The organism is Streptomyces deserti (assembly GCF_054782695.1).
In genome coordinates, this window is sequence record NZ_BAAGRZ010000011.1 from 1 (window position 1) to 17,316 (window position 17,316).

The 17,316-nt window shown below is 73.1% G+C and carries 16 protein-coding genes and 1 pseudogene; 10 read left to right on the forward strand and 7 right to left on the reverse strand.

Going from position 1 to position 17,316, the window contains the following annotated elements:
* Both ACYVMZ_RS19715 and ACYVMZ_RS19720 read left to right on the forward strand, forming a co-directional pair.
* The coding region (locus ACYVMZ_RS19715; RefSeq protein ID WP_461081378.1) for a methylmalonyl-CoA mutase family protein at positions 1-218 on the forward strand (218 nt) is incomplete at its 5' end.
* A gap of 38 nt (positions 219-256) precedes the next feature.
* Positions 257-733, forward strand: a complete 477-nt coding sequence (locus tag ACYVMZ_RS19720) for a cobalamin B12-binding domain-containing protein (protein WP_461081380.1) — start codon at positions 257-259, stop codon at positions 731-733.
* Positions 734-740: 7 nt separating this feature from the next.
* Here the strand turns inward: ACYVMZ_RS19720 and ACYVMZ_RS19725 are convergent, their stop codons facing one another.
* From ACYVMZ_RS19725 to ACYVMZ_RS19740, 4 genes are all read right to left on the reverse strand, one after another.
* Positions 741-1,760 carry a hemolysin family protein gene (locus ACYVMZ_RS19725; RefSeq protein ID WP_461081382.1) on the reverse strand — a complete coding sequence of 340 codons (1,020 nt, stop codon included), beginning with the start codon at positions 1,758-1,760 and terminating at the stop codon, positions 741-743.
* Positions 1,757-3,091 carry a hemolysin family protein gene (locus ACYVMZ_RS19730; protein WP_461081384.1) on the reverse strand — a complete coding sequence of 445 codons (1,335 nt, stop codon included), beginning with the start codon at positions 3,089-3,091 and terminating at the stop codon, positions 1,757-1,759. The genes ACYVMZ_RS19725 and ACYVMZ_RS19730 overlap by 4 nt, the downstream gene beginning before the upstream one ends.
* A 168-nt stretch (positions 3,092-3,259) precedes the next feature.
* Entirely contained in the window at positions 3,260-3,595 is a 336-nt protein-coding gene (locus ACYVMZ_RS19735; RefSeq protein ID WP_461081386.1) for a hypothetical protein, read from the reverse strand.
* 102 nt (positions 3,596-3,697) lie between these two features.
* Positions 3,698-4,201 (reverse strand): MarR family winged helix-turn-helix transcriptional regulator, encoded by a 504-nt coding sequence (locus ACYVMZ_RS19740; protein ID WP_461081388.1) that lies wholly within the window; start codon positions 4,199-4,201, stop codon positions 3,698-3,700.
* Positions 4,202-4,314: 113 nt separating this feature from the next.
* Between ACYVMZ_RS19740 and ACYVMZ_RS19745 the strand changes: the two genes are divergently transcribed.
* Complete coding sequence (locus ACYVMZ_RS19745) at positions 4,315-4,830, forward strand: YceI family protein (RefSeq protein ID WP_461081390.1); 516 nt, start codon at positions 4,315-4,317, stop codon at positions 4,828-4,830.
* A 7-nt stretch (positions 4,831-4,837) separates the two neighbouring features.
* Here the strand turns inward: ACYVMZ_RS19745 and ACYVMZ_RS19750 are convergent, their stop codons facing one another.
* Positions 4,838-6,514, reverse strand: coding sequence for a hypothetical protein (locus tag ACYVMZ_RS19750; protein ID WP_461081675.1), 1,677 nt, complete (start codon positions 6,512-6,514; stop codon positions 4,838-4,840).
* A gap of 205 nt (positions 6,515-6,719) precedes the next feature.
* Positions 6,720-10,787: a molybdopterin-dependent oxidoreductase gene (locus ACYVMZ_RS19755; protein WP_461081392.1), complete on the reverse strand. Its 4,068-nt coding sequence runs from the start codon at positions 10,785-10,787 to the stop codon at positions 6,720-6,722.
* A 194-nt stretch (positions 10,788-10,981) separates the two neighbouring features.
* On the opposite strand from ACYVMZ_RS19755, the gene ACYVMZ_RS19760 reads away from it, so the two are divergent.
* From ACYVMZ_RS19760 to ACYVMZ_RS19780, 5 genes and pseudogenes are all read left to right on the forward strand, one after another.
* Positions 10,982-11,377 (forward strand): cell division protein SepF, encoded by a 396-nt coding sequence (locus ACYVMZ_RS19760; RefSeq protein ID WP_461081394.1) that lies wholly within the window; start codon positions 10,982-10,984, stop codon positions 11,375-11,377.
* A gap of 121 nt (positions 11,378-11,498) precedes the next feature.
* On the forward strand, positions 11,499-12,686 hold the full coding sequence (locus ACYVMZ_RS19765) for an AAA family ATPase (RefSeq protein ID WP_461081396.1): 1,188 nt from the start codon (positions 11,499-11,501) through the stop codon (positions 12,684-12,686).
* Positions 12,679-13,020, forward strand: coding sequence for a nucleotide pyrophosphohydrolase (locus ACYVMZ_RS19770; protein WP_461081398.1), 342 nt, complete (start codon positions 12,679-12,681; stop codon positions 13,018-13,020). Before ACYVMZ_RS19765 ends, ACYVMZ_RS19770 begins: the two co-directional genes overlap by 8 nt.
* Before the next feature lie 200 nt (positions 13,021-13,220).
* Positions 13,221-13,691, forward strand: coding sequence for a DUF6099 family protein (locus tag ACYVMZ_RS19775; RefSeq protein WP_461081400.1), 471 nt, complete (start codon positions 13,221-13,223; stop codon positions 13,689-13,691).
* Between the two features lie 156 nt (positions 13,692-13,847).
* Positions 13,848-14,374 (forward strand): annotated as a pseudogene (locus ACYVMZ_RS19780) (GNAT family N-acetyltransferase).
* Between the two features lie 310 nt (positions 14,375-14,684).
* On the opposite strand, the gene ACYVMZ_RS19785 reads toward ACYVMZ_RS19780, so the two are convergent.
* Positions 14,685-14,858 carry a hypothetical protein gene (locus tag ACYVMZ_RS19785; protein ID WP_461081402.1) on the reverse strand — a complete coding sequence of 58 codons (174 nt, stop codon included), beginning with the start codon at positions 14,856-14,858 and terminating at the stop codon, positions 14,685-14,687.
* Positions 14,859-15,098: 240 nt separating this feature from the next.
* Between ACYVMZ_RS19785 and ACYVMZ_RS19790 the strand changes: the two genes are divergently transcribed.
* Both ACYVMZ_RS19790 and ACYVMZ_RS19795 read left to right on the forward strand, forming a co-directional pair.
* Positions 15,099-16,022 carry an LLM class F420-dependent oxidoreductase gene (locus tag ACYVMZ_RS19790; RefSeq protein ID WP_461081404.1) on the forward strand — a complete coding sequence of 308 codons (924 nt, stop codon included), beginning with the start codon at positions 15,099-15,101 and terminating at the stop codon, positions 16,020-16,022.
* A gap of 171 nt (positions 16,023-16,193) precedes the next feature.
* Complete coding sequence (locus ACYVMZ_RS19795) at positions 16,194-17,207, forward strand: DUF4232 domain-containing protein (RefSeq protein WP_461081406.1); 1,014 nt, start codon at positions 16,194-16,196, stop codon at positions 17,205-17,207.
* The last annotated feature ends 109 nt before the right edge of the window (positions 17,208-17,316 follow it).

Below are 17,316 nucleotides of genomic sequence, written 5' to 3' on the forward strand. Positions count from 1 at the left end.
CGATCGAGGCCCAGCAGGCCGAGCGGCTGGCGAAGCTGCGCGCGGAGCGGGATCAGGCGGCGGTGGACGCGGCGCTGGCGGCGTTGAAGAAGGCCGCGGAGGGCGAGGACAACGTCCTGTACCCGATGAAGGACGCGCTGCGGGCCCGGGCCACCGTGGGCGAGGTCTGCAACGCACTGCGCGACATCTGGGGGACGTACAGCCCCGTCGACGTGTAGGGGCACAGGACCAGGTGATGAGACAAGGAGACTCACTCATGCCGACCGCACCTCTGCGTGTCGTGGTGGCGAAGCCCGGGCTCGACGGCCACGACCGGGGCGCCAAGGTGGTGGCACGTGCGCTGCGCGACGCCGGGGTCGAGGTCATCTACACCGGACTTCACCAGACGCCCGCGCAGATCGTCGCCACGGCCCTGCAGGAGGACGCCGACGGCATCGGTCTGTCGGTCCTGTCGGGGGCCCACATGACCCTCTTCACCGAGGTCGTCGAACTGCTCCGGCAGGCCGACGCGTCGGACGTCGTCGTGTTCGGCGGCGGCATCATTCCCGAGGCCGACATACCGCAGCTGCTCGACAGGGGAGTGGCCGCGCTCTTCACTCCGGGCACGTCCATGCAGGAGGTCGTGGAGTGGGTCACGACACGCATGGGAGAAGGTCCTGGCGTCCGCGGGAGCGGCCCTCGGGCCGGGGTGGGGGCGCCCCGGCGTGACGCCCCCGTCGGACAGTCCTCCTGACGGCGGCTCAGGCAGCGGCCGGCTGCATCAGACGCGCCAGCAGGTCGTCCAGTGTGACCATGCCGGTGAGCCGGCCGGCGTCGTCGTGGACGACGGCGAGGGTCGACCGGCGGCGGCGCAGCAGGTCGATCGCGTCGGCGACCGTGGTGGCCTCGGTGAGTACGGGCACCGGGCGGGCCAGGTCGCGCGCGCTGGTGGCCCGCCCCCGGGCACGGGCGACCAGGGCGTCGCGCGCGTGGACCGAGCCGAGGACGGCGCCGTTCTCCCGCACCAGCAGGCGGGTGCGGTCCCGGTCGGCCGCCACCCGCAGCAGCTCGTCGACGCCGGCGCCGCCCTCGACCCAGACGATCCGCGCGGCCGGGATCCGCAGCTCCCCGACCGGTGTCTCGGGCTCGGTCAGCGAGCGCGTGAGCAGCTCCGAGTCGGCCGCGCTGATCAGGCCCAGCCGCTCGGACTCCGCCACCAGATGCGTGAGCTGCTCGCGGTTGTGGACCGAGGCCAGCTCGTCGCGCGGCGTGACCCGGCACAGCCGTACCAGGGCGTTGCTCACCCTGTTCAGCAGCCCGATCAGGGGCCGTACGAGTCGCACCACGGCCCGGAAGGGCGGCGAGAGCAGCATCGCCGAGCGCTCAGGGTGGGCGATGGCCCACGACTTGGGGGCCATCTCGCCGACCACCATGTGCAGGAACACCACCACGATCATCGCGACGGCGAACGCCACGCCGTAGCTGAGCGCGCTCGGCAGGCCCAGCTTGTGCAGCAGCGGGTCGAGTTCGTGCGAGATCGCGGGCTTGGACACCGAGCCCAGGCCCAGTGTGCACACGGTGATGCCCAGCTGGGCGCCAGCCAGCATCAGCGACAGCTCGCGCATCCCGGCGAGGGCCGCACCGGCGCCGCGCCGCCCCTCGGCCGCCGCCTTCTCCATGCGGTGCCGTTTGGCGGCGACCAGCGCGAACTCGGCCGCCACGAAGAAGCCGCTGCCGACCAGCAGCAGCACGGTCACGAAGACCGCCGTCGGGAAACTCATGCCGACGCCTCCGCATCGACGAGCCGGGTGATCCGTACGCGGTCGGCCACGTGCCGGTCCAGCGTGCGGACGTCGATCACCGCGTGCCCGCCCGTGGGCAGGTCGACGGTGACGCGGTCGCCGACCGTCGGGAAGCGGCCCAGCCGGTCCACGACGAGGCCGGCCACGGTGTCGTAGTCGTCCTCCTCCGGCAGCCGCACGCCGGTCGCCTCGGCGACCTCGTCCAGGCGGCGGCCGGCGTCCACCAGCCAGCCGTCGCCGTCCGCGACGGCGAGCTCGGTGACGGTGTCGGACTCGTCCGCGATGTCGCCGACGAGTTCCTCGGCGATGTCCTCGTACGTGACGATGCCCGCCACGCCGCCGTGCTCGTCGAGGACGACGGCGAACTCGTCGTCCTGCTCACGCATCCGCGCGACGGCGTCCGGCAGCGGCAGCGTGTCCGGCAGCACCAGGGGCCGCCGGGCCAGGGCACCGGCGGTCGTGCCGGTGAGCCGGCCGGCGGGCAGTGCCATCAGCTCGCGCACCCCCAGCACGCCCGCGATGTCGTCGGGGTGGTCGCCGAGGACGGGGTAGTTGGAGTGGCCATGGGCGGCGATCAGGCCGATCGCCTCGTCGGCGCTCGCGTCCTTGCGGACGAAGACGGCGTCCGCGCGCGGCACCATCACCTCGTCCAGGGTGCGTTCGGAGAACTCCAGCGCGTGGTCCAGCAGAGCGGCGGTGTCCTTGGGCAGCGCGCCCTGTTCGTGGGACTCGCCGATCAGGTGGCCCAGCTCCTCCAGGGTGGCGCCGTGGTGGAGTTCCTCGACGGGTTCGATGCCGGCCTTGCGCAGCAGCCGGTTGGCGGCGCCGTCGAAGACCCGGACGAGGGGACCGGCGACCTTCAGATACGCCAGCGTGGACGCGGCCAGCGCCTTGGCCAGCCGTTCCGGCACGGCGATCGCGAGGTTCTTCGGGGCCAGCTCGCCCAGCACCATCTGCACGACCGTGGCCAGCACGAACGCGAGCACCACGGAGATGCCGGTGACGGCGCCGCCGGGGATGCCGAGGCCGGACAGGGCGGGCCTGAGCAGCGCGGACACCGACGGTTCGGCGAGGAAGCCGACGACCAGACCGGTGACGGTGATGCCGAGCTGGGCGCCCGACAGCATGAAGGACAGCCGCTCCAGCACCTTCAGGGCACGAGCGGCGTTGCGGTCCCCGGCCGCGGCCTCCCGGGCGAGGGTGAGCCGGTCGGCGGAGACGTAGGCGAACTCCTGGGCGACGAAGTAGCCGGTGCCCGCGGTCAGCACGAACACGGCCAGCAGGCCCAGCAGGGCCTGGGCGGCACTCATCGAACACCACCCCGCCGTGTGCCGCGCTCACGGGTGCTGTGGCGGGATGGTTGGGGACTGTGCCCCGCGGGGTCCGTCGATCTGGCGGACAACAAGTGACTCCTTAAAAGTGGCGTGCATTCCGGACAACGACCGGAGCCCCGCCCGTGTTCCCGTCCCACCGCGCGCTCACGTCCCTGCCGCGCGGTACGCCGCACGGGTGACCTCAGTCACCGGCCCCGAAGCCGCCGCCGTCGGCCTCACCGGGGCGTGCCGTCCGACCCGGAGGCGCGGGCCGGGCGCCGGGGGCGACGCCGTACGCGCTGGGACCACCACGCCGACCGGCGTCTGCCGGAAGTCGGAGGCGTCCGTCGAGTACGCCGCCCGGCTCCCGGCGTCGAACCGGACCTCGCCGTCGACCCGCTCGCGCGACGCGTCCGCGAGCGCCGCCGCGCCGAGCGGCGGCCCGTCCGGATGGCGACGGCCATGCCGTACGACGGGATCGGGCAGGTCCAACGCGCCCATGGAGCCCCCCCTTCGCGGGTCGGAGCAGCGGCCACAGCCGTGCGCCGGCACGGCAGGCGCCGGGTACCCCGACCACCCTCGCCGGCAACCGCCGGGCGCCCCTTACGCCGGGCTGGGCCCCTCGGCGAGGTCCGGCAGCAGTGCGCGCATCGCCTCGCACTGGGCCGGACCCATGAAGTGGTCGAGGGCCTCGGTGACCGTTTCGGCGAGCGGGCGGGAGGCCTCCTTCAGCAGGCTCCGGGCCTTGTCGGTGAGGGCGACCTCGACGCCGCGCCTGTCACCGCACACCGACCGGCGGGTGACCAGGCCGGCGTGCTGGAGGCAGGCGATCTGGTAGGTGAGGCGGGTCTTGGGACGGCCGAGGAGTTCCGCGACGCGCGTCATGCGCAGACCGCCCTCCGGCTGCTCGGCCAGCAGGCACAGCACGAGAAACTCGTCGTGCGACACGCCGAGCTTCTCCTTCACGACGGCGCGCAGCCGCTGCTCCACCGCCCCCGTGGCGGCCAGCAGGAGCATCCAGGCGCGCAGCTCGGGCGGCAGCAGTCCGCCGCCCCGGGCGGACGGGCATTCGGGCTGGTCGGCGGGGTGCTCCTCAGGGTCGGCCATGGGCCGAGTCTACCTGTTGTCCAAAATTGAAGAAAAAAGGTTGTTCAGATTTGGATAACAGGCTAGCGTTCAGGTCATCCAAATTTGAACCACCTAAGGGCAGGAGAACGATCATGACCGTCGCCGTGGAAACCGGCCTGTGGCAGCTCGACACCAGCGCCTCCACCGTCGCCGTCCGGCACAGGACGATGTGGGGCCTGGTCACCGTGAAGGGCACCTTCGCCGCCGTGAGCGGCCGGGGCGAGGTCCGGCCCGACGGGTCGGCCGTCGGCACCCTGACCCTGGACGTCGCCTCCCTCGACACCGGTAGCGCCAAGCGCGACAAGCACCTGCGCTCGGCCGACTTCTTCGACGCCGACCGCCACCCCGAGATCACCTTCGCGGCCCGCAGCGCCGAGCTCCGCGACGGCGACCAGGTGCACGTCGTCGGTCAGCTGACCGTGCGCGGCATCAGCAGGCCGCTCTCCTGCACCGCCCGCCTGACGGAGGCGAGCGCCGACGGACTCACACTGGACGCGGAGTTCAGCGTGGACCGGGCCCAGTTCGGCATGGGCTGGAACCAGCTCGGCATGATCCGCGGCCTGACCACCGTCACCACCACGCTCCGCTTCACGCGGGCCACGGCCTGACGCGCGCTCAGCCCGACCGGCGTACCGCCTGCTGCACGTCCGCGCTCGACAGCGTCTGCGGCGACGCGGTGAACGCGCGCACCCGGATACGGACGTTGGGCCGGGGAACCGTGAACCGGCCTGCGGGCGGGCGGAGTTCGTAGCGGGCCGTGGCATGGGCGGGGAGGGTGGCCGGGCCCCGCACGATCGACCAGTACGGGTCCATGCCCTGCCCCGTGGTCAGGGTGAAGTGCGGGGCCAACGGGCTGTCCGCGGTGTTGGTGACCTGGAGGGTGAGGCGGGAGACGGTCTTCGGCGAGGCATGGCGGACCGCCGTGACCCGCATGCGCAGGGGCGGGGTGCCCGTCGCCGCCACGGCCGCGCTCACCAGGGCCGGGGCGAGCAGCAGCACCGCCACCGCGATCCGCGCCGGCCGGCGGTGCGGCCCGGACAGCAGGGGCAGGCGCGGCTGCCAGGCCCTGGTGAACTCGGACGCCGGAGCGGTCACCGCCGCCGCCAGCCACAGCGGGGTCATCAGCAGGTAGTAGCCGTCCTGCGAGCGGGTGGCCAGGTAGAAGGCGCACCAGGGCAGCACGGTGGCGGCCGGGCCGAGGCGCCGTACGCCCAGCACGAACAGGGCGAGCAGCCCCGCCGCCAGCAGCAGACTGGCGCGGGAGTACCAGTCGAGCCGGTCGCTGCCGTTGGTCAGGTACAGCGAGACGCCCACCAGGCCCTGGCCGTGCAGCACCGCGCCCTGCGTCAGCGGCAGCGCGATCCCCGTGCACCAGGCGCGCGGCTCGCTCACGATGAAGTACGTGTTGACCAGCAGCCATACGGTGGCCGCGGCTCCGGCGAACCGCAGCACGACCAGCGCAGCCGCCCGCCCGCCCAGCTCGCCGCGCCGCACGGCGTAGATCCCGGCCAGCAGGAACGGCGCCAGGAACCACGGCAGTTGCTGCGCCGCGCAGGCCGCACCCAGGCACGCGGCCCGCGCCAGACCGGCCGCAGCGAGCCGCCCGCCCGCCCCGATCCGCGGCCAGCGCACCACCACCGGCACCAGCAGGGCCAGGGCCAGGACCGCCGGGTAGCCGAGCCGCCCGTACGACGGCAGCATCGCGAAGCCGAGGCACACCATCGTCGCCGCCGACCGCCACGGCACCGGCAGCATCCGCCACAGCACGACCGTGCCGACGACCAGCGCGCCCGTGCTCACCGCGGTCGCCGGGGCGCCGCCGTGCCCCAGCCACAGCAGCGGCGCCGCCAGCAGCGGGGCCAGCGGCGGATAGCCGTACGTGAGGTCGTAGCCGCCGGAGACCGTCGGGGTCAGTGCCACACCGTGGCCGAACAGCCAGGGCCACGGCTGCCCGTAGACCGGGCGGCCCGCGACGAGCTCCCGGGCGGCCTGGGTGGTCAGGTCCGCCTCGTCGGAGCCGTTGTGGAGCATCACCCACGCGCACAGGGCGAGCGTCAGGCCCGTCACCAGCACACACAGGTCCACCCGCGCCAGCGACCGGGTCCGGCGCACCACCAGCGCCAGCACCCCGCAGCCCAGGATCGAGGCGTAGCACACGGAGATCACCGCGGCCACGGCCGGCCGGTGACCGGCCGCCTGCGCCCACACCGCGCGCGTCCCGATGAGGAGACTGATGTCGGCGAGCAGGGTCAGGACACGGTGCCACTGCGCGGGGGCCTGAGGGGCGGACACCGCGGGGCTCGTCTGCCGCCCACCGGGCGCCACCAGTGTGGTTTCTGCCGAGTACACGCCGTCGGACGCTAATGATCGCCGGTGAGCGGGGTGCGGGTGGAGGTGAAGAGTCCGGTGTGAGGGCAGTAAGGGAGACCTGGGCGGCGGATCCAGGCGGCGGATCCCAGGGGCGGATCCCCGCGGTTCCGTACGGCAGCCGGACCGCTCAGTACACGTCCCGCACGTACCGCTTGTCCGCCGCCAGCTGCTTCACGTACGCCGCCGCCTCGGCCTCGCCCAGCCCGCCGTGCGCGACCGCGATGTCCCTCAGCGCCCGGTCGACGTCCTTGGCCATCCGGGAGGCGTCGCCGCAGACGTAGAAGCGGGCGCCGTCCTGGAGCCAGTGCCACAGCTCGGGCCCGTGCTCGCGCATCCGGTCCTGCACGTACACCTTGCTGCGCTGGTCGCGGGAGAAGGCCGTGTCCAGGCGGGTCAGGACGCCCTGCGCCAGCAGCTCCGTCAGCTCGTCCTCGTAGTAGAAGTCGCTCGCGCGGTGCTGCTCGCCGAAGAACAGCCAGTTGGGGGCCCGGTGGCCGAGCGCCCGCCGCTCCTGGAGGAATCCGATGAAGGGCGCGACCCCGGTGCCGGGACCGACCATGATCATCGGGGCTGCGGCGTCGGCCGGGGGCCGGAAGTGCGGCGAGCGCTGCACGAACACCGGCACCTCGGTGTCCGGCTCGGCGTCGGCGAGGAAGGGCGAGCAGACCCCGCCCCGCGGCCGGCCGTGCAGGTTGTCCCAGCGCACCACGGAGACCGTCAGCGACACGCGGTGCGGATCGACCAGCGGGCTGGACGATATGGAGTACAGGCGCGGCTGGAGCTTCCTGAACACCCCGGCCCACTCCTCGGCGCCCGCCCGCACCCCGTACTCGGCGACCACGTCCACGGCCTGTCGGCCCCAACTCCACTGCGCCAGCCCGTCCTTGTTGTCGGGCCGCAGCAGCCTGCGCAGCTCGTGGTCGTCGCGGGTGCGTTCGGCGACGAAACGCAGCAGATCCGGGGTGATCCTCGTGATGTCGAGGTGCCGGTGCAGGGCCTCGGCGAAGGGGACCTCGCCGACGCCGTTCACCGCCACGACCGTTGAGGCGTCGGCACCGGTCACCGCCAGCCACTCGTCCACCAGGGCGGGCGCGTTGACCGGCCGCACGCCGAGGGCGTCCCCGGCCTCGTACGTCAGGTCCGTCCCGCTCGTGTCGAAGGTGAACCGCCGCACCTCCTTGCCCGCACCGGGCAGGCTGAGCAGCCGGTTGCCGACCAGGCGGGCGGTGGTGTTCACCGGCTTGGGTTTCGCCCGGGGCTTCCTGACGGAGGCGGCGTCCTCGGCGGTGGTGGCGTCCTCGGCGGTGGGGGCGTCCGTGCCGCCCAGCGCCGTGAGCACCTGGTCCAGCCACGTCCCCGCCGAGGGCTCGTAGTCCGGCTCGCAGTCCGTACGCGGCGCCAGCCGCACCGCGCCCAGCTCGCCGAGCCGCGCGTCCAGCCGCCGCCCGTGCCCGCAGAAGTCGTCGTACGAGGAGTCCCCGAAGGCGAGCACGGCGTACCGCACCCCGTCCAGTCGCGGGGCCTGCTCGCCGGCGAGCGTGTCCCAGAAGCCGGCGCCGTTGTCGGGCGCGTCACCGTCCCCGAAGGTGCTGGTGATGAAGAGCAGGTCCGCCGTACGGGCCAGCGCCCGGACATCGGCCTCGTCCATGCCGACGAGGGTGGCCCGGTGCCCGGCCGCGCCCAGCCGCTCGGCGGTCGCGACGGCGAACTCCTCGGCGTTGCCGGTCTGTGAGGCCCACAGCACGACGACCTCACGGCCGGGCTGTTCCGTGGGCGCTTGCGATGTCCGGGAGTACATCCCGGCGAGGACACCGTTGACCCACAGCGCGTGCTCGGGGGAGAACGGCGCGTCCGGCGGCAGCACCGGCACCCCGGGGGCGCCCGAGCCGAGCCCGGCGAGGAAGCCGGTGAGGTACTGGCGCTCCTGCGCGGACAGCACCGGGGGAGGGGAGGGCTCGAGCCCGAAGGGGTCGGCGCCGCCCGGCGTGACCTCCGTCGGCACGACCACCTCCGCGGGGGCGGCCGGTGACGCCACCTTCGCCAAGGACACCGCGCACACCTTGAACTCCGGCTGGAACGACACCGGATCCACCGCGTCGCTCGTCACCGCGTTGATGCTCAGATACTCGCCGAACAGGTCGTTCCAGTGGAACGGCGCGAAACAGCACCCCGGCCTTACCCGGTCCGTCACCACGGCGGGCAGCACGGCCCGCCCGCGCCGCGAGGCGACCTCCACCAGGTCACCTTCGGCGATCCCCAGCGCCGCCGCGTCCTGCGGGTGGATCTCCACGAAGGGCCCGGAGTTCAGCTTGTTGAGCTTGGCGACCCTGCCGGTCTTGGTGAGCGTGTGCCACTGGTGCTGCACCCGCCCCGTGTTGAGCACGAAGGGGTAGTCGTCGTCGGGCATCTCGGCGGCGGCCAGGTGCGGCCGCGCGAAGAAGGCGGCCCGCCCCGAGGCCGTCGGGAAGCGCAGCCCGCCCTCGCCCACGTACCGGATGGGATTCCGCTCCGGCCCGTCCTCCCGCGCGGCCGGCCACTGCACGGGCGTCTCACGCAGCCGCTCGTACGTCACCCCGCGCAGGTCCCACTCGGTCTTCGGGTTCCAGGCCCGCCGGATCTCCTCGAAGACCTGCTCGGCGCCGTCGTACGAGAACCCCTTCTCGTACCCCATCGCGCACGCGACCTCCGCGATGATCCGCCAGTCGGCCATCGCCTCCCCGGGCGGGTCCACGGCGGCCCGTGTCAGCGTGAGGCTGCGCTCGCTGTTGACGAAGACGCCCTCCGCCTCCGTCCACATCGCGCCGGGCAGCACGACGTCGGCGTACGCGTTGGTCTCGGTGTCGGCGAAGACGTCCTGCGTGACGACGAACTCGGCGGCCTCCAGGCCCTCGATGACCGTGCGGCGGTTGGCCACGGACGCGACCGGGTTGGTGCAGATGATCCAGCAGGCCTTGATCTCGCCGTCGGCCATCTTCCGGAACATCTCGACGGTGCCCTTGCCGACCCCGTCGGCCCGCAGCGTCCCGGGCGGCAGCTCCCACAGCTCCTCGACGAACGCCCGCTCCTCGGCCACGAGGACGGACCGCTGGCCCGGCAGCCCGGGGCCCATGTAACCCATCTCGCGCCCGCCCATGGCGTTGGGCTGGCCGGTCAGGGAGAAGGGCCCGGCGCCCGGGCGGCAGATGGCGCCCGTGGCCAGATGCAGGTTGACCAGGGCGTTGGTGTTCCAGGTGCCGTGCGTGGATTGGTTGAGGCCCATCGTCCAGCAGCTCATCCACTGCTTGCCCGCCGCGCCGATCAGCCGGGCCGCCTCCCGCAGGTCGTCCTCGGCGAGACCGGTGATCTCCGCGACCGCCGCCGGCGGGTAGTCGGCGAGGAACTCCGGCAGCGCCTCCCAGCCCTCGGTGTGCGCGGCGACGAACTCGGGGTCCGTGTGGCCGCTCTCGTGCAGCAGGTGCAGCAGGCCGTTCAGCAACGCCAGGTCGGTGCCCGGCCTGACCTGGAGGAACAGGTCCGCCTTGGCGGCGGTGGCGGTGCGGCGCGGGTCGACGACGATCAGCTTGGCGCCCGCCTTGACCCGCTCCATCATCCGCAGGAACAGGATCGGATGGCAGTCGGCCATGTTCGAGCCGATCACCAGGAAGGCATCGGCCCGGTCGAAGTCCTCGTACGACCCGGGCGGCCCGTCGGCACCGAGGGACAGCTTGTATCCCATGCCCGCGCTCGCCATGCACAGCCGCGAGTTCGACTCGATCTGGTTGGTCCGCACGAACCCCTTGGCCAGCTTGTTCGCCAGGTACTGCGCCTCCAGGCTCATCTGCCCGGACACGTAGAAGGCGACCGCGTCCGGCCCGTGCTCGTCGACGATCGCCCGCAGCCGTGCGGCGGTCTCCGCGATCGCGTCGGCCACCGGCGCCGGAACCGGCTCCTCGCCCCGGTCGTCCCGCACCAGCGCGGAGGTCAGCCGGCCCGGTGCGGCCAGCATCTCGGCCGTCGTCGCGCCCTTCGTGCACAGCCGCCCCGCGTTCGCCGGGTGCGCCTTGTCACCGGACGCCTTCAGGACCGTACGCCGCCCGTCCGGACCCCTCCCGATGTCCAGCACGATGCCGCAGCCCACACCGCAGTACGAGCAGACGGTGCGCACCTGCCGCGTGTCCTGCCGTGTCTTCCGCTGCGTCCCGGGGGGCGTGGTCATGCCCTCGACGGTACGAATCGTCCGTTACGCCACTGTCACGTGGCTTGATCACGAGGCGTTACGCCCGTCACACAGCCGCCCCCGGGCCGGTGTGAGGTGCACCGAGGTGGCGGAACGTGTCGCTGTTGGGCCGAACGGGTGACCATGCGCAACAATTGCCCGATGCAGACAGCCAGCGCGAGCCAGGACGGAGCATGCCGGTGAACAGCCACGATGTCACCGACGAACAATGGGAGGGGCTCGCCCAGGTCGTCCCGCTGCGGGGCCGGGACGCCTGGCCGTCCGCGGTCGGCCACCGGTCCGTCCCCGAGGCCGAGACGGAGGCGCGGCGCCGCTTCGTCGTGCTGCGGGTGAACGTGTTCGCGGACGCCCGGGAGGTCGCCGAGACGCTGATGGCGGGCGTGCCCGTGCTGCTCGACCTGACCGGGGCCGAGACCGAGGTCGCCAAGCGGGTCCTCGACTTCAGCACCGGGGTCGTCTTCGGACTGGCGAGCGGGATGCACCGCGTCGACCGCAACGTGTTCCTGCTGACCCCGGCCGGGACCGAGGTGACCGGGCTCATGGAGGAGGCCGGGGTACCGGGGGTGTGACGGCGCCCCGCTCCCCCAGGGGTGAAGGGGACCTGCTCGAACCGGGCGGACGGTCCCCCGATCGTGGGAAGGCGCCTCGGCGGAACGGTTCGCCGTACGGGCGGGGCCCTAGCGTCCGGGCATGGCCGTGTCCCCCGTCCCGTCCGCGCCCGCCGCACCCTCCCCCTCGCCCTCCGAGGGCACCGGGGACCATCCGGACCGGCCGCGCCTCACCGAGCTGCGGCTGTCCGCCTTCGCCACGCACCGCCGCGCCGGACTCCCGCTCGGACCGCTCACCCTCCTCACCGGGCCCAGCGGATCCGGCAAGACCAGCGCGCTACGGGCCTACGAGGCGCTCGCCCGGCTCGCCGGCGGCGCCGAACTCCACGAGGCGTTCCCCGACCCGGTCGCCTGCGTACCAGAACGGGCCCGGCCCGACGCCCAGCGCCGCCGCGGCTTCCGCATCGGCTGCACGGCCGACGGCCCCGCCGGCCCGGTCCGGCTCGACCTCGCCGTGCAGGCCGAGCCTCACCTGCGCGTGGTGGGCGAGCGGCTCACGGCGGACGGGCTCGTCCTGCTGGAGACCGCCCTGCGTGATCCCGCCCGGCGCGCCGTCCAGGCCGCCTGGCTCACGGCCGGGTCCACCCCGGTCACCCGGGCCCCGCTGCCGGACGACCGGCTCGGCACCGCGCTGCTGCCGCTGCGCGTCGCCGGCAAGACGCCCGGGCAGCGCCGGGTGCTCGCCGCCGCCGAGCAGATGGTGGTGGCCCTGCGCTCCGTCTTCGCCTGCGACCCCCGGCCCGAGCGCATGCGCGGCCCCGTGCCGACCGGCTCCGGGCGGCTGCTCGGCGGCTGCGACAACCTCGCCGACGTGCTGTGGCGCACCCGCGCCGAGTGCGGGCGGCGGCACGCGCAGTTCGTCGCGGCCGTGCGGGCCGGCTGCGCCGGACCGGTGGCGGACGTGCTCGCCGAACCGGACGGTGGGGGCACGGTCCGCGCGCTGCTCGACCGGGGCGACGGAATCCGCACGGACCTGCGCCGGCTCGGCGACGGCGAACTGCGCTACCTCGCGCTCGCGCTGGTGCTGCTCACCGGACCCGGCGTCCTGGAGGTCGACGCGCCCGGCGAGGTGCCCGCCGCCCTGCAGACGCTCACCGTGCTCACCGACGGACTCGACCGGGGCCTGGACGTACGGCAGCGCGAGGAACTGCTGCGGCTGGGCGCCCGGATGTCCGAACGCGGGCACATCCGCCTCGTCGGCACGGTCGGCGACGCGTCCTGCGCCGCCGGAGTCGACGGGGTCACGGTGGTACACCTGAAGCGTGACTGATCCTGAGGACGAACGGCCCCCGGACCTGGCGAAGCTGCAGCGCCGACTCGCCGAGTTCGCCGCCGCGCGCAACTGGCAGCCGTACCACACCCCCAAGAACCTGGTCGCCGCGCTCAGCGTGGAGGCCTCCGAACTCGTCGAGATCTTCCAGTGGTTGACGCCGGAGGAATCGGCCCGCGTCATGGCCGACCCCGACACCGCGCACCGTGTGACGGACGAGGTCGCCGACGTCCTGGCCTATCTGCTGCAACTGTGCGAGGTGTTGGGGATCGACCCGCTCGCCGCGCTGGACGCGAAGATCGACCGGAACGAGCGGAGGTTCCCGGCGCCGTAGGGAGGGCGGCGGGCCACGGGGAGGCGATCAATCCGCTATCACACTCCGTAGCCAAAAAGTGGGCTGAGTCCGAATTGTTGTCCGCAGATTTCCGTCTTCCTCTGGCTTTTCGTCTCAGGCACCCTCACTCTGGGTAGTGGACGGACAAGGGAGTTCGGGCGGACGCGCGGGAGAGCGCGTCGGACAGACGGGGGCAGCGCATGGACGCGGTGCGGCTCATCGTGACGAGCAGGCGGGCCCTGGCGGCGAGCGGCGACGCGCCGGAGATCCTGGCCGAGGTGTGGCAGGCGCAGGCCCTCGCCCAGGCGATAGGCAGCCGCCTCGCGGTCTCCGGCCCACCCGAACTGCGCGGCGAGGCACTGGGGTTGACGGAACTGGCGGGCCGGGGCTGCGGGGTGCTCGACACCCCGGTCCTCGCTTCCGGTGAGCTGCGCGCGGCCCAGCTCACCGAGTTGGGCGACGCCCGCCAGGCCCTGATGTACCTCGGCGGGCTGCTCGGCGAGGTCGGCATCGCCCTCGTCGGCCTCGCCTGCGCCGCGGACGGCGAGGGGACGTACTGGCAGTGCATGGAGGCCATCGACGCGGCGGACGAGTCCCGCGACCGCGTCCTGGAGATGCTCCGCAGACTGGCAGACCGGGAACAGGCCTTGCCGGAACGGGAGGCCGGCTAGTGGCTCAGCTCGGATGGTCGGCCGTGCGAATGGCTCCTCATGACAGCTCGGCCCGCAGTGCCGGGCGATGTGGGGTATGGCGACGAGAAGGGCGATGTCCGCGCAGGCGAAAGTGGTTTGCCCGACTCGGATGTCGCGTGGGTAGCGTCGCCGTCTGTGACCCCGACTCTGCGCACCGAGCGGCTACTTCTGGAGCCGTACATCCCCGAGGACGAAGAGGGCTTCGTCGCTCTGTTCCAGGACACCTGTCGCAGTGGATGGGTGACGGCCCTGCTTCCGAAGCGGCAGACCGAGCCCTGTTCGGGCGGATCTTCACGAAGGTCTATGCGCAGGACCTGTTCGATGTCTGGGCTGTTCGTCGCAATGGACTCCTGATTGGGCATGCCGAGATCAAGCTGACCGACGTCGTCGGAGGCCACGAGATCATCTACGCTCTGGCGCCGACGGCATGGGGGTCCGGCCTGGGGACCGAACTGGCGGAAGCTGTCGTTGCCTATGGCTTCGACACCCTCGGATTGACCACGGTGTATGCCACCGTAGCTGCCCCGAACGAGGCCTCACTGGCTCTGCTGGACAGAATCGGTTTCGAGCATGTCCGGGACATCGAAGAGGATGACGGCAGCACCACCCGCGTGTTGGCCCGCCGTCTGACTGCGACCGACAAGTCGCCCCTCGCCCGATAGGACGAGTAAACCGCTGCCTCTGGACCTCCCGCGGGTGGTCAGGCAGCGCGGGTCGGGTACCGGGTCCAGGCCCGGATGGGTGAGTCAGGAGCGACGATGGTCTTCGGCTCGGCACGGGCATTGCGCCGGCGGACGTAGGCGGCGGTGGCAGCGTTCTGCTCGTCATGGCTGCGACGGTCGGTGCCGTTGAGCGCGAAGACCCCGCGTCTGCGGCATGCCCCGTCGGGCAGGCCGTGGAACCGTGGGCGGGGGCGAGGCGGACTCGCCGCGCGGGGGCACGACAGGCCCCCGGCGGACCCGCGCCGCAGGCTCAGCGCACCTCTTCCTCCTCGCCGGTGCCGCGCCCCGAAGCACCCGCCGCCTGCAGATCCGCGTTCAGGGCCGACAGGTCCGCGTTCAGCGCCGCCATCACCTCCTCCATCTGCTGCAGCAGCCCCTTCGGCTGCCCGCTCCCGCCCTGTAGCGGCACGCTCTCTTCGGACATGACGGCCTCCTCGGCCCCCGGCCCCCCGGGGAGGCCGACGCGGGTGACGCCCCGGCGGTCATCGGCCGGCGCGGGTGCCGGGCGGTCCGGCTCCGCCGAGCCAACGATCATCGCCGGGGACCGGTCACTGGCCTGGTCACGGGGCGGGCGCGGGGTTGACGCGTTTTCACCGGACCGTGGACGACGGGCGCCGGGGGACCGGCGGAGCCGGCCCGGTGCGCGAGCGTGCAGGATGGAGGCATGGATCTTCGCATCTTCACCGAGCCCCAGCAGGGGGCCACCTACGACACTCTGCTCACCGTGGCCAAGGCCACAGAAGACCTCGGTTTCGACGCATTCTTCCGTTCCGACCACTACCTCCGCATGGGCTCCGTGGACGGCCTGCCCGGCCCCACCGACGCCTGGATCACCCTCGCCGGCCTCGCCCGCGAGACGAAGCGCATCCGGCTCGGCACGCTGATGACCGCCGGAACCTTCCGGCTGCCCGGCGTGCTCGCCATCCAGGTCGCGCAGGTCGACCAGATGTCCGGCGGCCGTGTGGAACTCGGCCTGGGCGCCGGCTGGTTCGAGGAGGAGCACAAGGCGTACGGCATCCCGTTCCCGAAGGAGAAGTTCGCCCGCCTCGAGGAGCAGCTGGAGATCGTCACCGGGCTGTGGGCGACGGAGGTCGGCAAGACCTTCGACTTCCACGGCACGTACTACGACCTCACGGAGTCGCCCGCGCTGCCCAAGCCCGCGCAGCGGAAGATCCCCGTGCTCATCGGCGGCCACGGCCCGACCCGCACCCCGCGTCTGGCCGCGAAGTACGCCGACGAGTTCAACATGCCGTTCGCCTCGCTCGAGGACAGCGAGCGCCAGTTCGGCCGGGTGCGTGCCGCCGCCCAGGAGGCCGGCCGCGACCCCGGCGCGATCACGTACTCCAACGCGCTGGTGGTGTGTGTCGGCAAGGACGACCAGGAGGTCGCCCGCCGGGCCGCCGCGATCGGCCGCGAGGTCGACGAGCTGAAGCTCAACGGCCTGGCCGGCTCCCCGGCCGAGGTCGTCGACAAGATCGGCCGCTACGCCGAGATCGGCTCCGAGCGCATCTACCTCCAGGTCCTCGACCTGGCCGACCTGGACCACCTGGAGCTCATCTCCTCCCAGGTCCAGTCGCAACTGTCGTAACGACCGCGCCAGCGGCGGGGCCGCTCCCGGGGACGGTCGGTCCCGGGAGCGTGCCCCCAGCGGTTCGCCCTCCCGCGGAGGGGCGGATCCGCAGGGTCCGTGACGGTCCTGTGGCCGGAGGAGTGGCTTCCGCCACAGCCAGGTGGAGCCGGTCCCTGGTGGGGTGGTCCGATGCGTGCCGCCACCCCCCACATTCTCGGAGCCGTCCTCACGGGCTCCCTTCTCGTCACCTCCTGCGGCTCGGAGCAGGCCGGCTCCCGGGGCCGTGCGGCGGAAGGCCCCGGCGGTGTCTCCGCCGAGCCGCTCCCCACGTGCAGCGGCCCAGGGCACTCGTACGGCGAACCCCCGCAGTCCACCGGTCCACCCCCCGAAGCCGCCGCCTCCCCCCTGCCCGGCCACGCCTCCGCACCTCCCGGTGACCCGGCCGACCTGGAGCGGGACGGCGTCAGGATCACGCGGCTGAGCACCGGCTCGTCCGACTGCGCGTCCGGACTCTCCGCCGGGTTCGAGGTCACGAACCGCGGCGCCGAGGCGTCGACGTACACCATCACGTTCTCGTGGACGAGCGAGACCGGTGCGGCGATGGTGAGCACGGAACAGACGGTGTCGTCGGTCGGGCCGGGCCGCACGGTGCGGCGCACCGTCCACACGACGGACCCCGGGGCCTCACGCGTCCGGGTCCTGGAGGTCAGGAGCGTCCCCGCGGCCGAGGCAGGCTCCCCGGGCGGCCCGTGCCCGCCCTCCGGGGTGCGCGTGTACGCCGACCAGGACGCCGATGCCGCCATGGGGCTGCGGGCCCTGAGCGTCCATCTGGAGAACTGCGGCACGCGCCCGTACGCGGTGCACGGGTACCCGCGGCTCGAGATCCTCGACGAGGACCACGAGCCCGTGACCGGCGTGGACGTCCGCCACGGCGGCGCCGGCGTGGCCACCGGCACCGGCGCCGACGGCACGCCCCGGCCGGTGAACCTGCGCCCCGGCCAGCGCGCCCACGCCACGTTGGTGTGGCGCAACACCGTGCAGGCCGGCGAACCGGTGCACGCCCCGTACGTCAGGGTGTGGGCCAGGCCCGGCGCCCGGCCGGTGGTGGTCACCCCGGAACTCGACCTCGGCACCACGGGCCGACTCGGCGTCGGCCCGTGGAAGAAGGAGCAGTCCTCCCAGGAGCGGCCGCCCGCCTCATGAGGGCAACGGGACAGGCGACGCACCCCCGCCCCGAGCGCGGAAAATTCCCGAGTGCCGTGGGTCCGCGCTCTGTACGGTGCAGGTACCGCAGTTCAGACCCTACTTTGAG